This window comes from Candidatus Sulfotelmatobacter sp. (assembly GCA_035498555.1).
In the GTDB taxonomy this organism is placed as follows: Bacteria; Eisenbacteria; RBG-16-71-46; order RBG-16-71-46; family RBG-16-71-46; genus DATKAB01.
Genome location: DATKAB010000087.1, coordinates 1 through 12,407, shown reverse-complemented (window position 1 = coordinate 12,407; position 12,407 = coordinate 1). Strand labels below are relative to the sequence as shown.

14 protein-coding genes are annotated in these 12,407 nt (G+C 66.3%); 1 reads left to right on the top strand and 13 read right to left on the bottom strand.

The window, feature by feature from the left end; genetic code table 11:
- Nucleotides 1-347: 347 nt before the first annotated feature.
- Nucleotides 348-1,304, top strand: coding sequence for an alpha/beta hydrolase (locus tag VMJ70_08120; protein HTO91083.1), 957 nt, complete (start codon nt 348-350; stop codon nt 1,302-1,304).
- A gap of 465 nt (nt 1,305-1,769) precedes the next feature.
- On the opposite strand, the gene VMJ70_08115 is transcribed toward VMJ70_08120, so the two are convergent.
- The 13 genes from VMJ70_08115 to VMJ70_08055 form a co-directional block, all read right to left on the bottom strand.
- On the bottom strand, nt 1,770-2,165 hold the full coding sequence (locus VMJ70_08115) for an iron-sulfur cluster assembly protein (GenBank protein HTO91082.1): 396 nt from the start codon (nt 2,163-2,165) through the stop codon (nt 1,770-1,772).
- The gene (locus VMJ70_08110; GenBank protein HTO91081.1) at nt 2,162-2,566 is read right to left on the bottom strand and encodes an SUF system NifU family Fe-S cluster assembly protein; all 405 of its coding nucleotides are present in this window, start codon (nt 2,564-2,566) and stop codon (nt 2,162-2,164) included. Before VMJ70_08110 ends, VMJ70_08115 begins: the two co-directional genes overlap by 4 nt.
- The gene (locus tag VMJ70_08105; protein HTO91080.1) at nt 2,563-3,876 is read right to left on the bottom strand and encodes a SufS family cysteine desulfurase; all 1,314 of its coding nucleotides are present in this window, start codon (nt 3,874-3,876) and stop codon (nt 2,563-2,565) included. Before VMJ70_08105 ends, VMJ70_08110 begins: the two co-directional genes overlap by 4 nt.
- A gap of 4 nt (nt 3,877-3,880) precedes the next feature.
- Nucleotides 3,881-5,221 carry a Fe-S cluster assembly protein SufD gene (gene sufD, locus VMJ70_08100; GenBank protein ID HTO91079.1) on the bottom strand — a complete coding sequence of 447 codons (1,341 nt, stop codon included), beginning with the start codon at nt 5,219-5,221 and terminating at the stop codon, nt 3,881-3,883.
- Nucleotides 5,218-7,710, bottom strand: coding sequence for a Fe-S cluster assembly protein SufB (gene sufB, locus VMJ70_08095; GenBank protein HTO91078.1), 2,493 nt, complete (start codon nt 7,708-7,710; stop codon nt 5,218-5,220). The genes sufD and sufB overlap by 4 nt, the downstream gene beginning before the upstream one ends.
- Nucleotides 7,707-8,510 (bottom strand): Fe-S cluster assembly ATPase SufC, encoded by an 804-nt coding sequence (gene sufC, locus VMJ70_08090; GenBank protein ID HTO91077.1) that lies wholly within the window; start codon nt 8,508-8,510, stop codon nt 7,707-7,709. Before sufC ends, sufB begins: the two co-directional genes overlap by 4 nt.
- A gap of 75 nt (nt 8,511-8,585) precedes the next feature.
- Nucleotides 8,586-8,924: a hypothetical protein gene (locus tag VMJ70_08085; GenBank protein HTO91076.1), complete on the bottom strand. Its 339-nt coding sequence runs from the start codon at nt 8,922-8,924 to the stop codon at nt 8,586-8,588.
- A gap of 11 nt (nt 8,925-8,935) precedes the next feature.
- A complete protein-coding gene (locus VMJ70_08080) occupies nt 8,936-9,253 on the bottom strand; it encodes an iron-sulfur cluster assembly accessory protein (GenBank protein ID HTO91075.1) in 318 nt (105 codons plus the stop codon).
- A gap of 53 nt (nt 9,254-9,306) precedes the next feature.
- Nucleotides 9,307-9,846 (bottom strand): MerR family transcriptional regulator, encoded by a 540-nt coding sequence (locus VMJ70_08075; protein ID HTO91074.1) that lies wholly within the window; start codon nt 9,844-9,846, stop codon nt 9,307-9,309.
- A gap of 86 nt (nt 9,847-9,932) precedes the next feature.
- Nucleotides 9,933-10,451 carry a rhodanese-like domain-containing protein gene (locus tag VMJ70_08070; protein ID HTO91073.1) on the bottom strand — a complete coding sequence of 173 codons (519 nt, stop codon included), beginning with the start codon at nt 10,449-10,451 and terminating at the stop codon, nt 9,933-9,935.
- Nucleotides 10,448-10,834 (bottom strand): hypothetical protein, encoded by a 387-nt coding sequence (locus VMJ70_08065; protein HTO91072.1) that lies wholly within the window; start codon nt 10,832-10,834, stop codon nt 10,448-10,450. The genes VMJ70_08070 and VMJ70_08065 overlap by 4 nt, the downstream gene beginning before the upstream one ends.
- A 27-nt stretch (nt 10,835-10,861) precedes the next feature.
- Complete coding sequence (locus VMJ70_08060) at nt 10,862-12,073, bottom strand: DUF4032 domain-containing protein (GenBank protein ID HTO91071.1); 1,212 nt, start codon at nt 12,071-12,073, stop codon at nt 10,862-10,864.
- Nucleotides 12,074-12,086: 13 nt separating this feature from the next.
- Nucleotides 12,087-12,407, bottom strand: a 321-nt coding sequence (locus tag VMJ70_08055; GenBank protein HTO91070.1) for a 4Fe-4S dicluster-binding protein, incomplete at its 5' end; no start/stop codon positions are given.

Here is a 12,407-nt window from a genome sequence, read left to right as displayed (position 1 = left end):
CAGCAGCAGGGTGAGGAGAACACAGGCACGGCGACCGAGCATGGTGGCGCTTTCAAGGGGCACGGGTGAATCGGCACCCAGGATTGTCGCGCCACGACCGACTCGCGACAAGCTCCAATTGCGGGCCGCCGGCCGAGCGAGTGGAGCGCGGCTCCTGCTCGTAGGAGAACCCCAGCAGCCCCGGGTCGGTTTCTGTAGAGGCCTACGTGTCCCCCCCGCGTCATGGGCAACCCACGGTTGTTCCTAATCGCGTGCCACTTCGGGTCGGGCTACTCTACGAGGGTTAGTGGAGCGACTGATCCTCAGAGGGCACGTATCCGGTCGAGACGGGGAGGAGTGGAATGCCGATGAAGCCGATGATGCTCGCCATTTGCATGATGTGCGCTCTTGGCGCTCTGCAAAGTCGGGCCGCTGTCTGGCAGCCCCCGCCCGGGCATCGGCAGATCACGATCTGGCCGGGGGCTGTGCCCGATGCCGCGCCGATCACGAAGCCGGAGTTCGTCGAGCAGGCTGAGAACCTCGTTGGTGGCAAGCCTTGGCTCGACGTGCAGGAGGTCGCGGAGCCGACGATGACTTTGTATTCACCACAGGGAACGAACACGGGGGCGGCCGTGATCGTCTTCCCGGGCGGTGGTTACAAGATTCTGGCCATCGACCTCGAAGGCACGGAGGTCTGCGAGTGGCTGGCCTCCCGCGGAATCACAGCCGTGCTGCTCAAGTACCGCGTGCCAGACTCAGGGCCGCATTGGGACCAAGACTGCCAGTGCCACCGGGACCCGAAGGCCCCGATGGCTCTCGAAGACGCACAGAGGACCGTAGGGTTGGTGCGCGCTCATGCCGTGGAATGGCGCGTGAACCCGCACAAGATCGGAGTGCTGGGCTTCTCCGCGGGCGGACACCTCGTGGCGGATGTGAGCACGCACTGGTCCAGGCGTGCATATCAGGTAGTCGATGCGGCGGACACGCAGAGTTGCCGCCCGGATTTCGCGGTGACGCTCTATCCCGGGCACATGCTGGAGAAGACGACCCGCGAGTTCGAGCTGAACCCGACGATTCCCGTCACCAGCGACACGCCGCCGACGTTCTTGCTGCAGGCTGTGGATGACCCGGTGGACCCCGTCGAGAACTCGCTCGTCTACTATCTCGCCTTGAAAAAGGCCGGCGTTTCCGTGGAGTACCACCTGTATGCACGCGGTGGCCACGCGTTCGGCCTGCGACGGACGACGTCCGCCATCACCCGTTGGCCGGAGTTGGTGGAGACGTGGTTGGGGACGATCGGAGTGACTTCGGTGAAGGCGCGGTAAGGGCGAGGACGCTCTGTACGTGGGGGGCGGATTCTCACGTGTCGCTGGAATTCCTGCCGATGGCTTGGCGGCCTTCCGGCTAGCCCCGCCCGCCTCGCCCGGGATCGCTGGAGCTCACGAAGTGCGTCCCGAACCCGGTGCGGGCAGTTGCTGAGATCCGGTTCGAGCTGCCCAACCACTGCAGCAGTCACGTTGTCAGTCTCTGATCTGCAGGGCCGCCGCATCGCCGTCCCGCTCACTCGTTCAACTCTTGGCCCCGGGCCACATTCTGTGCAGATCCAAATACAGGGCTGGCGGCCTGGTGTGTACCCGTATCGGCTGGAGGCGGGCAGTGGAACAGCGAGTAGAAAGATGCTCATCGTTCGCTGACACAATTGGTGGGCGACTAGCTCAGGAGCAAGCCGAGCAAAGCAATGCCGCGTCGACTGGTCAGGAGCGGCGACCCACCGGCTCCAAGGAGGGAATTTAGTACGAAAACCCCAGCAGCCCCGGATCCGGCATCATCTGCGGATTCCAGGCGTCCGGCAGGATCTCGACGTCGCACTCCTGGGGCACGACGCTCATCGCCGCCTGCTTCACTTCGGCGATCAGCTGCGGCGCGTAGGGGCAGAACGGGGTGGTGAGCATCATCTTTACCATTGTCTTGCCCGGCTGGATCTCGATCTCGCGGATCAGTCCCAGGTCGATCACCGACAGGTTGATCTCGGGATCCATCACCGTCTCGAACGCTGAGCGGATCGCCAGCTCCTGCTGGCTCGGAGCCGCGGTCGGCGCGGGCGCCGAACCCCCGGCCGCGGGCGCGCTCCCGCCGGTCGGCGCCGGCGTCTGGCCCGCGGTCAGGTCGTTTCTCTCATCGCTCACGTTTCGCTTTCCTCGCCCGGCCACTGTTTCAGCCCGTAGACGCCGGCCTTGAGCGTCTTGAGCGCGAGCAGCGCACACTTGAGCCGCACCGGCCCCAGCTCGATCCCCAGCATCTCGAGCACGTCGTCACGACTCAGCTGCTTCACCTCGTCGAGACTCTTCCCCGCCACCCGCTCGCACAGCATGGACGCCGACGCCTGGCTGATCGAGCAGCCGTGGCCCGAGAACGCGACGTCCTCGATGCGCCCGTCGCGAATCCGGAAGTCCATGCGCAGCTTGTCGCCGCACAGCGGATTTCCGTCCTCGTAGCTGATGTCCGCGTTCTCGATCGTGCCGTGATGACGCGGGTGCTTGTAGTGGTCGAGAATGTTCTCGCGGTAAAGATCGTCCCAGGCGCTCATCGCGCGAATACGCGGCGCGCGCGATGGAGCCCCTCGATCAGCGCGTCCACGTCCTCCGGCAGGCTGTAGCAGTGGAACGAGGCGCGCGCCGATGACGGCACACCGAGCGCCTCGTGAAGCGGCATCGCGCAATGATGCCCGGCGCGCACCGCGATACCGTCGTCGTCGAGCACGGTCGCCACGTCGTGCGGATGGATGCCCTCGAGCTCGAACGCCACCACGCCGCCACGCTTGTCGGCCGGCGGCCCGAGGATGGTGAGGCCCGGCACCTCGGGCAGGCGCCGCATCGCGTACGCGGCCAGCTCGCGATCGTGCGCGAACACCGCGTCCATCCCGAGGTTCGAGAGATAGTCCACCGCGGCGCCGAAGCCGATCGCCTCGGCGATCGACATCGTGCCTGCTTCGAACTTCCACGGCAGCTCGTTCCATTCGGATCTGGTGAGCTTGACCTCGCGGATCATTTCGCCGCCGGCGAGAAACGGCGGCATCGCTTCGAGCAGATCGCGGCGCCCCCACAGCGCGCCGATGCCGGTCGGGCCGAGCATCTTGTGCGCGGTGAAGGCGACGAAGTCGGCACCCAGCGCCTTCACGTCGACCGGGCAGTGCGGAACGCTCTGCGACGCGTCCACCACCACCACCGCGCCGGCGGCGTGCGCCAGGCGCGCGATCTCGGCGATCGGGTTGATGGTGCCGACCACGTTCGAGATGTGCACCACCGCGAGCAGCTTCACGCGCCCGTCGGCGAGCAGCGCGGGAAGCGCCGACATCTCCAATTCGCCCGACGGCGTCATCGGGATGAAACGCAGCTCCAGGCCGCGCTCCTGGGCCAGCAGCTGCCACGGCACCAAATTCGAGTGGTGCTCCATGGGTGTCAGCACGATGGCGTCGCCGCGCTTCAACGCCCAGCGACCATAGGCGTAGGCGACCAGGTTCAGCGCCTCGGTGCTGTTGCGGGTGAAGATCAGCTCGCGCGGGCTCGCGCCCACGAAGCTCGCCACGCGGCGCCGCGCGTCTTCATAGGCGGCGGTCGCCTCTTCGGCGATGCGGTACACGCCGCGATGAATGTTGGCGTTGATGGTGCGGTAGTAGCGATCCATCGCCTCGAGCACCGCCTCGGGCTTCTGCGAGGTGGCCGCGCTGTCGAGATAGATGAGCGGCTTCTCGCGGGGCGCGCGAAAGATCGGGAACTGGGCGCGAATCGTGCGGGGGTCGAACCTGTGGGTCGCACCCGGAGCCGCCGAGGCAGCCGCACGCCCTCGGGCCGCCTCGGCGGTCGAGGGCGCGGCGCCCAGCGCGGGCTCGCGAGTCATCACCTCATCCGATCTTGCGCGCGATCACCGCGCGCAGCTGGTCGCGCACCGATTCGAGTGGAATCCGATCCAGCACCGGCGCAAAGAATCCCTCGACGATCAGGCGCTGCGCCTCGGAGCGCGGCAGGCCACGCGCCATCAGGTAGTACATCTGTTCGTCGTCGACGTGGCCAATCGTCGCGCCGTGCGTGCAGCGCACGTCGTTGGCCAGGATCTCGAGGCCCGGGATGCTGTCGGCGCGCGCGGTGTCGGAGAGCAGCAGGTTGCGGTTGGCCTGATAGGCGTCGGTGCGCTGAGCGCCCTCGCTCACCTGGATCAGCCCCTGATAGATGCTGCGCGCGTGATCCTTGAGGCAGCCCTTGATGAGCAGGTCGCTGGTGCAGTGATCGAGCAGGTGGCGCTGCAGCGTGTGCAGATGGAAGTGCTGCTGCGCGTCGCCGAACATGAAGCCGTGGACGTAGGCGCGGGCGCCCGGCCCGGCCAGGTCGAAGTAGGAGTTGGTCTTGGCCATCCGGCTGCCGAGCAGGGTCTGGATCCACTGGAGCTCCGCGTCGCGCTCGAGCCGCACCCGCTGGTTCGAGTAGTGGACGACGTTGCGGCCCCACTCCTGGAGCTGGCCGTAGATGAGATGCGCGCCTTCGCCCAGGAACACCTCGGTGCCGCCGCAATGAAACGAGGTGCCCTCAGTCGTCGCCGAGAGCAGCTCCTCGACGATCGTGGCGCGTGCGCGATTGCCCAGGATCACGACGGTGCGCGGCGTCGAAATCGCCCCGCCGCCATCGAGCCACTGGAACAGGCGGATCGGCAGCGCGGCCTCGACGCCGTCGGGCACGTAGACGAACGCGCCGCCCGAGCGCACCGCTGCGCCGAACGCCGTGAACCAGTCGTAGTCGGGATGGATCTGCGAACCGTAGCGCGGCCGCAGCAGCGCCTCGTGCTCGCGGAAGCCGCGGTCGAGCGAACCGACCACGATCCCCTGCCGCGTCAGATCGGGATGCGTCTGCTCGAGCACCACGGCGCCGTTCCTCTGCACCACCAGACCGACCTGCGCCGCCTCGCCGGAAAGCTTCTCCAGGATCGCATGCGGCAGGTCGTCGACGTTGCGGGCCGGCGTGGCCGTCGCGAATGGGTCGAGCGCCGGCAGCTCGGCCTCGAGCGCGCGGAAATCGGTGCGGCGCCACAACTCGTGCTCGCGGCTCGGGAACGACAGCGTGCCGAGAATGCCGGTCGCGACGCGGCGCGTCTCGCGCGAGAATTCGGTCTCGCGCGCGGCGGTCGCACGCCGCGCGGCCTCCTCCACCCAGGCGCGCTCGAACGTCTTGGCGTTCTGGAGTTGCGTCGTCATCCGACCGAGCCCTCCATCTGCAGCTGGATCAGCCGGTTCATCTCGACGGCGTACTCCATCGGCAGCTCCTTCACGATCGGCTCGATGAAACCCGAGACGATCATCGCCGCCGCTTCCTCCTGATTGATGCCGCGGCTCATCAGGTAGAAGAGCTGTTCGTCGCCGATCTTCGACACCGTGGCTTCGTGGCCGATCGACACCTTGTCCTCGAGGATCTCCATGTAGGGATAGGTGTCGGAGCGCGACTGCTCGTCGAGGATCAGGGCGTCGCAGTTGACGGTCGAACGGCAGTTCTCGGCGCCCTTCTGCACGCGCACCAACCCCCGGTAGCCGGCGCGCCCGCCGTCCTTGCTGATCGACTTGGAGATGATCTTGCTCGAAGTATTCGGCGCAAGGTGCACCATTTTGGCGCCGGCGTCCTGATGCTGGCCGCGCCCGGCGAAGGCGATCGATAGCACTTCACCCTTCGCGCCCGGCTCCATCATGAACACCGAGGGGTACTTCTGCGTGATCTTCGAGCCGAGATTTCCGTCAACCCACTCCATGGTGGCATCGCCGTACGCCTTGGCGCGCTTGGTCACCAGGTTGTAGACGTTGTTCGACCAGTTCTGGATCGTGGTGTAACGGCAACGCGCCCCGCGCTTGACGATAATCTCGACCACCGCCGAGTGCAGCGAATCGCTCGAGTAGACTGGAGCGGTGCAGTTGTGCACTGCGAAGCCTCGCGCGACGTAGGCGTTGGGAGCGCTCTCCAGCTCGAAATTGAAGACCGGCCCTTCGTAGGGCGTGCGATCGATCCGTTTGATCGGCACGAGGAAGCTATTGCCCGATCGCCGGACCTCGCTCTGTTGCTTGTCGGGCGAGTAGTAGAGGATGTACTGGTCGCGCCGCGTGATCTCGCGGCCCGGGATCGTATCCTTGCCGCCTTTTCGAACATTGATCGTGGCGAAGTGACCCTGACGGGCGATCAGCTCCTGCAGCTGCCAGGCGAGCGCTCTCGAGACGGTCGCCGCGCGCACCATGGTGTGTTTGCGCTTGCGGTAGACGCTTCCGTCTCCCCTCAGATAGGTCTCGAGTAGCTGCGCCTGCAGCCCCGTGGGCAGCTCCATGATCGCCTTGCTCAGCCGCTTCTCGGCCGCATGCTGACCACAGTGCTCGAGGCACATCTCTCTCAGCTCGCCGGAATGGACCCGGACCTCAACGGAATGGCGGCTCGCGTCGTGGATCTCCATGGCCCCCTTGCCCGCCACCGCGAGGATCAACGCCTTGACTTCGTCGATCGTCTCGCGCTCTGCCTCGTTGAAGCTGAAGGCGACGACCGGCACGTTGAGCTTGTTGTGAACATAGGTCGAGCCCTCGGCCAGGTAGTAACCGAGCAGGCGGACCACCTCTCGTGTCAGCGTCGCGTTCGGTCGGGTGGTCTGGCTGATCGGGAACACCATGAAATCGCCGCGCTCGAGCTCGCCGGCGGGCCGGAACCCCGGAGTCGCCGCGAGCAGCCGCCTGCTATCCACCTCGGGCAGCCGCTTGCCGCGAGCGCGGCGAGCCGTGCGGACCTCTTCGCGCTTCACCGCGAGGACCGGATGCTCGGGCGTGACCTGGAACGCGTTGGCCGACGAGATCGGCGTGAGCCTCACGAGGTCGCCCTTGTGGCGGTGCGTCCGCGTGCTCGCGACGACCGCCTCGTTGCCGTTGGAGTCCATCACGACGTCGCCCGGCGCCACGCTCTCGATGTTGACCCAGCGATCGCCCAGACTGACTTGCTCGCCGGGCGGCAGGCACCCTTCGACGTAGTGCACGTACGCGCCCTCGTCGACGATGATCAGCGTGCGCTCGAACTGGCCCATGTCCTTGGTGTTGATCCGGAAGTAGGCCTGCAGCGGCACGTCCACGTGCACGCCCTTCGGCACGTAGATGAACGAGCCTCCCGACCACACCGCCGAGTTGAGCGCCGCGAACTTGTTGTCCGCCGACGGAATCACCGACGCGAAGTACTCCCTGAACAGGTCGGGATGGTCGCGCAGCCCCTGATCGCACGACAGGAAGATCACGCCCTGCTTTTCGAGGCTTTCCTTGATCTTGTGGTAGACGACCTCGGAGTCGTACTGGGCGCCCACGCCGGCCAGGAACTTCTGCTCGGCCTCGGGAATCCCGAGCTTGTCGAAGGTGCGCTTCATGTCGGCGGGCACGTCGTCCCAGGACTTGGCTTCTTCCGAGGTCGGCTTGACGTAGTAGTAGATGTCGTCGAAGCGGATCGTGGACAGGTCCGGACCCCAGGTGGGCATCGGCTTCTTTTCGAAGATCTCGAGCGCCTTGAGCCGGAAGTCGGTCATCCACTGCGGCTCGTCCTTCATCTTCGAGATCTGCTCGACGATGTCGCGATCGAGGCCCTTGCGGGCCTTGAAGACGAACTGGTCCTTGTCGTGGAAGCCGTACTTTTCGGCGTAGGCCTCGCGCGGGTCGAGATGCGGCGTTTCGATCTTGCTCATGATGCCGCCACCTCCTTCACACCACGCACCCAGTCGTAGCCGCGGGTCTCGAGCTCGAGCGCCAGCTCGGGACCGCCCGAGCGCACGATCCGCCCGTCCACCATCACGTGCACGAACTGGGGCTTGATGTAGTTCAGGATCCGCTGGTAGTGCGTGATCACCAGCACGCCGAGCCCGGGGCCGCTCAGGGCGTTCACGCCGTCCGACACGATGCGCAGCGCGTCGATGTCGAGCCCCGAATCGGTTTCGTCCATGATCGCGATCTCGGGCTTCAAGACCGCCATCTGGAGGATCTCGGCGCGCTTCTTCTCGCCGCCCGAGAAACCGTCGTTGAGATAGCGTCCGGCGAAGCTCTCGTCCATCTTGAGCAGCTCCATGCGCTCCTTGAGCATCGCGCGGAACTCCTTGGGCGCGACCGTCGGGCGCTTGGGCACGGAACCGTTGGTCTCGGCCACCTGCGAGGCCAGGCGGGCGTTGAGCGCGGCGCGCAGGAAATTGGCGACCGTCACGCCGGGAATCCCGACCGGGTACTGGAACGCCATGAACAGGCCGGCGCGCGAGCGCTCGTCGGGATCCATCTCGAGCACGCTCCGGCCCTTGAACAGGATGTCACCGCCCGTCACCTCGTAGCGCGGATGGCCCATCAGCGTGTTGGCGAAGGTGCTCTTTCCGGAGCCGTTCGGGCCCATCAGCGCGTGGACCTCGCCCTTCTTCACCTCGAGGTTCAGGCCCTTGAGGATCTCCTTCCCCTCCACGCTCACGCGGAGGTCCTTGACGACGAGTTCAGGCGTATGGCTCATGAAAGTCTCTCGAGATCGGGGTGAGTGACTCCGATTCGACCGGCCGAGGATTGCATGCGGCCGCGAACGAACCTGCTAGCTCAGGTACTGCTTCAGAAACTCGAGTGGATCGTCGGAATCGGCCAGCTTCTTTCCGAGCGCCGCCACTTCGGCTTCGATTTCTTCCAGCTCGTCCTCGAGCACGTCTTCGAACACCGCGTCCGGCGTTACCGTCACCGGATCGGGATGCAGGATGTGCATGAAGAACGGTCGCGTGAACTGCTCCGACCGCAGCACCGGCAGGTGCGCACCCGAGGCGATCACCTGATCGAGCTCCGCGGCCGAGGCGGAGTCCCAATCGTTGCCCGGCCCGTCGTAGCCGCCCTCGTGCGCCAGGTAGATCACCTCGCGCAGAATCTTGCGACGTTCGCTCATCGAAATCTCCTCTACGCCGAGAAGCTCTCGCCGCACGCGCAGCTGTGGCGGACGTTCGGATTGTTGAACTTGAAGCCGGCACCCATCAATCCGTTCACGTAGTCGATGGTGGTGCCCGAGAGGAGCATCAAGCTCTTCGTATCCACCACCAGCTTCACTCCGTGGCTGACCACGGTCTCGTCGCCGGCCGCGGCGCCCTCGCAGAACTCCATGAAGTAGGAGTTCCCCGAACAGCCGCCGCCGCGCACGCCGATCCGCAGGCTCTGCTCCTGGGTTCCACGCGACGCCAGCAACTCGCGAATCTTCTCCGCGGCGCCAGGAGTCAACACGACACCCTTCACGGCCTGACCGGTAATTCCAACGATCGGTAGATCCATATCCCTCACTCGACCTCTTCGACTCGAACGAACCCGTCGTGGGCGTTCCTGCGCCCGCCGCCGGGAGCGGACTTGAGCCCGACCAGCAACGCGGGCTCTTGCTTCATTCCGTGATCCTGCTGGCAGTGCACGCACGTCTTCACGTCGGAAGGTGAATCGCACACCCGGCAGGTCTCCAGATACGCGAGACCCGCGACCAGCTCCTGCTCGAGCTGCTCGTACCGGCGCCGGTTGGCCCGGGTCTCTTCGAGCTTGCGCACGAACAGCGCGCGCAAGTCGTTCATGGCTTCGGGCCCGAGCCCCGCGCTCCACCACGAGCGCAGCAAGCCCTTCATCTCCTGAAGCGAAAACCCCAGCCCGTTCAGCAGGTCGATCCAGCGCACCCGCTCCGCCGCCGACGGCTCGTACAGCCGGAACCCACCGCTGCTGCGAGTCGCCGGCTGGAGCAGACCCAGCTCCTCGTAGAGATGGATCGCCCGCACGGTCTTTCCCGTCTGGCGGGCGAGATCTCCGACGCGGAGCAGCTGGCGGTAGGAATCGGACACTGGGTTCAGCACCCTCACGTAAGGGTTAGATTACTGCCGGAACCTACTGGATTCCTGAGAGTTCTGTCAATCCAGATAGGGCTGAGCTAGTGGGTTGATTCTGCGGTGGGATAGCCCTTGTCGGCCCAGTCCTTCTGAAAGTCCTTGGCGACGAGGAGCACCTGCACGCGCTTGAAGCCCATGGCCCTTGCGGTTTGAAACGCCGGCACGACGTTGGGGCAGTTCTCCCAGGGGCAGCAGCCGCAGTAGAGGACGAGAGGCGCCTCTCGCGGCAGGGGCCCGAGCGTCTTCCTCAATGAATCCAGCCCTTCCGGCTTCGAAGCGGGGCCGGCGTAGCGAGATCCCGGGATGTGGCCACCCTTGTAGAGCACGCCGAAGCCGACGTGGATCAGGGCCGGGCGCTGCGCCGCCGGGCCGGCCAGCCAATGCGCGAGCGCTGCGGGCTGAATCAGGTGGGCGGCCAGTGAGTCCTTGGGGGTTCCCGCCGCCGAGGCGCGACCCGACGAGAGCGTGAAGAGAGCCAGGATCGCGAAAAGCGTGGGGAGCGCCCGCCGGGCTTGCGACCGCGGCTTCCGTGAGACGGACGATCCGGAGGCGACGCTCATCCACGCCCCGACTTGAGGGGTCGTTCGCGGGTGATGATGACCTTGGTCTTGGCCGACACGCCGCGCAGGAAGTTCTCGATCGCCTCGCCGATTTGTTTCTTTCCGAAGGTCACGGTGGTGACGCGCAGTGCGCCCTCGTAGATCTGAAGCCGGACGTTGTGCGGAGAGAACAGGAAAAACGGCCACGGCCAGCGCCTGAGCGGCGCGTCGATGGCGGGGTCGTGCACCACCACCCGGCGCCAGCCCTCGGCCTCCACGCTGCACGAGCCGCCCTCCAACAGCGTGCGACGCACGGCCTCGAGCGCGTTTTCGGCTTCGATCACGCGGCTGTCCATCGAGCGCTCGCGCTGGCGCTGGCGCCGTCGCGTATGGCTGGCTTCCATGCTCATCCGCGCCGCATGATACGGGATTCATGCCGGCGTCTGCGGGAATTGTTGCAGGTAGTCGTCGACCGCCCGCTCGAAGCCAACGTCGTGCTGCGCCTTCTCCGAGAGAAACCACTTGTGCTCGAGCACCTGGCAGTAGAGCTCGGTGGGGGCCGCTCCCGCCGCGACCTGGGCCGCCAGGCGCTTGAGAGTGGGTTCGTAGCGCTCGTGCTGCCAGTGGAAGGCCGCCTCGGTCATGGACACGCTGCGGCCCTGCTCGTTCGAGAACCACGCCTGCAGTTCGCGGATCTCGTTCATCATCTGTTGCGCCTGGCGCTCCTCGGCGACCACGCCGGTCAGGCTGTGGAGTTGATGGCGGTGGTAGTCGCGGTCGGTGACGATGGTGCGCATGAGCAGTCGGTTGCGCTCCCCGGTCGGCACCAGCTCGATCTCGCCCACCGAGAAGCCCAGCGCGTTCAGGGCGTTGACGCGCTCGTGCAGGCGAAAGCTCTCGCCGGCGAGAAACGTCTCTTCGCGCGTGACCTCGCTCCACAACCGCTCGTAGCGCGCCCGAATCAGCGCCTCGCTCTCGCCCAGCGCCGGGCCAGGCGGACTCACGTTCTCCATCGCGGCGACGTCGGCGATCTCGCCCGCCACGTTCTCCTCGAGGATCAGCAGGTCCTGCTGGCGATGTCCGTCGCTCATGGTCTCCACGAACTCCGAGGTCTCGGCGTCCACGAGATAGGCCTGCAGCTCGCCGGCGTCGCGGCGAAACAGGGTGTTGGACAGCGAGCAATCGCCCCAGTAGAAGCCCGCCAGGTGCAGCCGCACCAGCAGGCCCGCGATCGCGTCGATCAGCCGATCTCGATAGCGGCCGAGCCCGGGATCCTGGAACAGGATGCGGTAGGGCAGCGAAGCCTCGAGGAAGCGCGTCACCAGCACGCTGGTGTCTTCCCCGGCCTCGGTGCGCACACGCGCGTGCCCGACCGGAGTCACCGCCGGCAGCCGGCGCTCTTCGAGCCGCATCAGCGTGTCGTACTCGCGTTCGCCGGCGCTGGCCGGCATCTCCTTCAGCGCGTAGCTGGTCGCGCCGTAGCTGACGAATTGCACGTCGTGCCGCGAGAGGCCGCGCGGCATCTCCACCAGCCTCGGGCACGCCCCAGGCCACCGCGCCAGCGGCAGGTGCCAGGGGAGATCCAGGAGGTCGGGATGTCCGGGACGGAGATGGAGCGCCTGGAGCCCGCTCACCGCGGACACGCGCGGTCGCTCCTCAACGCCGGGCGCCGTTCGCGGCCCGCCAGTCCTTGAGGCCGCCCGGCACCACCGAGGTGCCCCTGGCCATGCGGTCGTTCCACGATTCGAACGGCCGGCCGTTGGTGACGTCGGTCATGGTGATGCAGTCGGGAACCGGGCAGACGTGGGAACACAGATTGCAGCCGATGCACTCGCTCTCGTCCACCCACACGACGTGCGCGCCGCGCTGGTTGGCGGCGGCAATCGCGTCGCTGCGGGTCGGCGCTTCGTGGCCCGGTCGCAGCGGTTCGTCGGCGTTGTGGATGCAATTCACCGCGGTGTCGCGGCAGGCGACGTA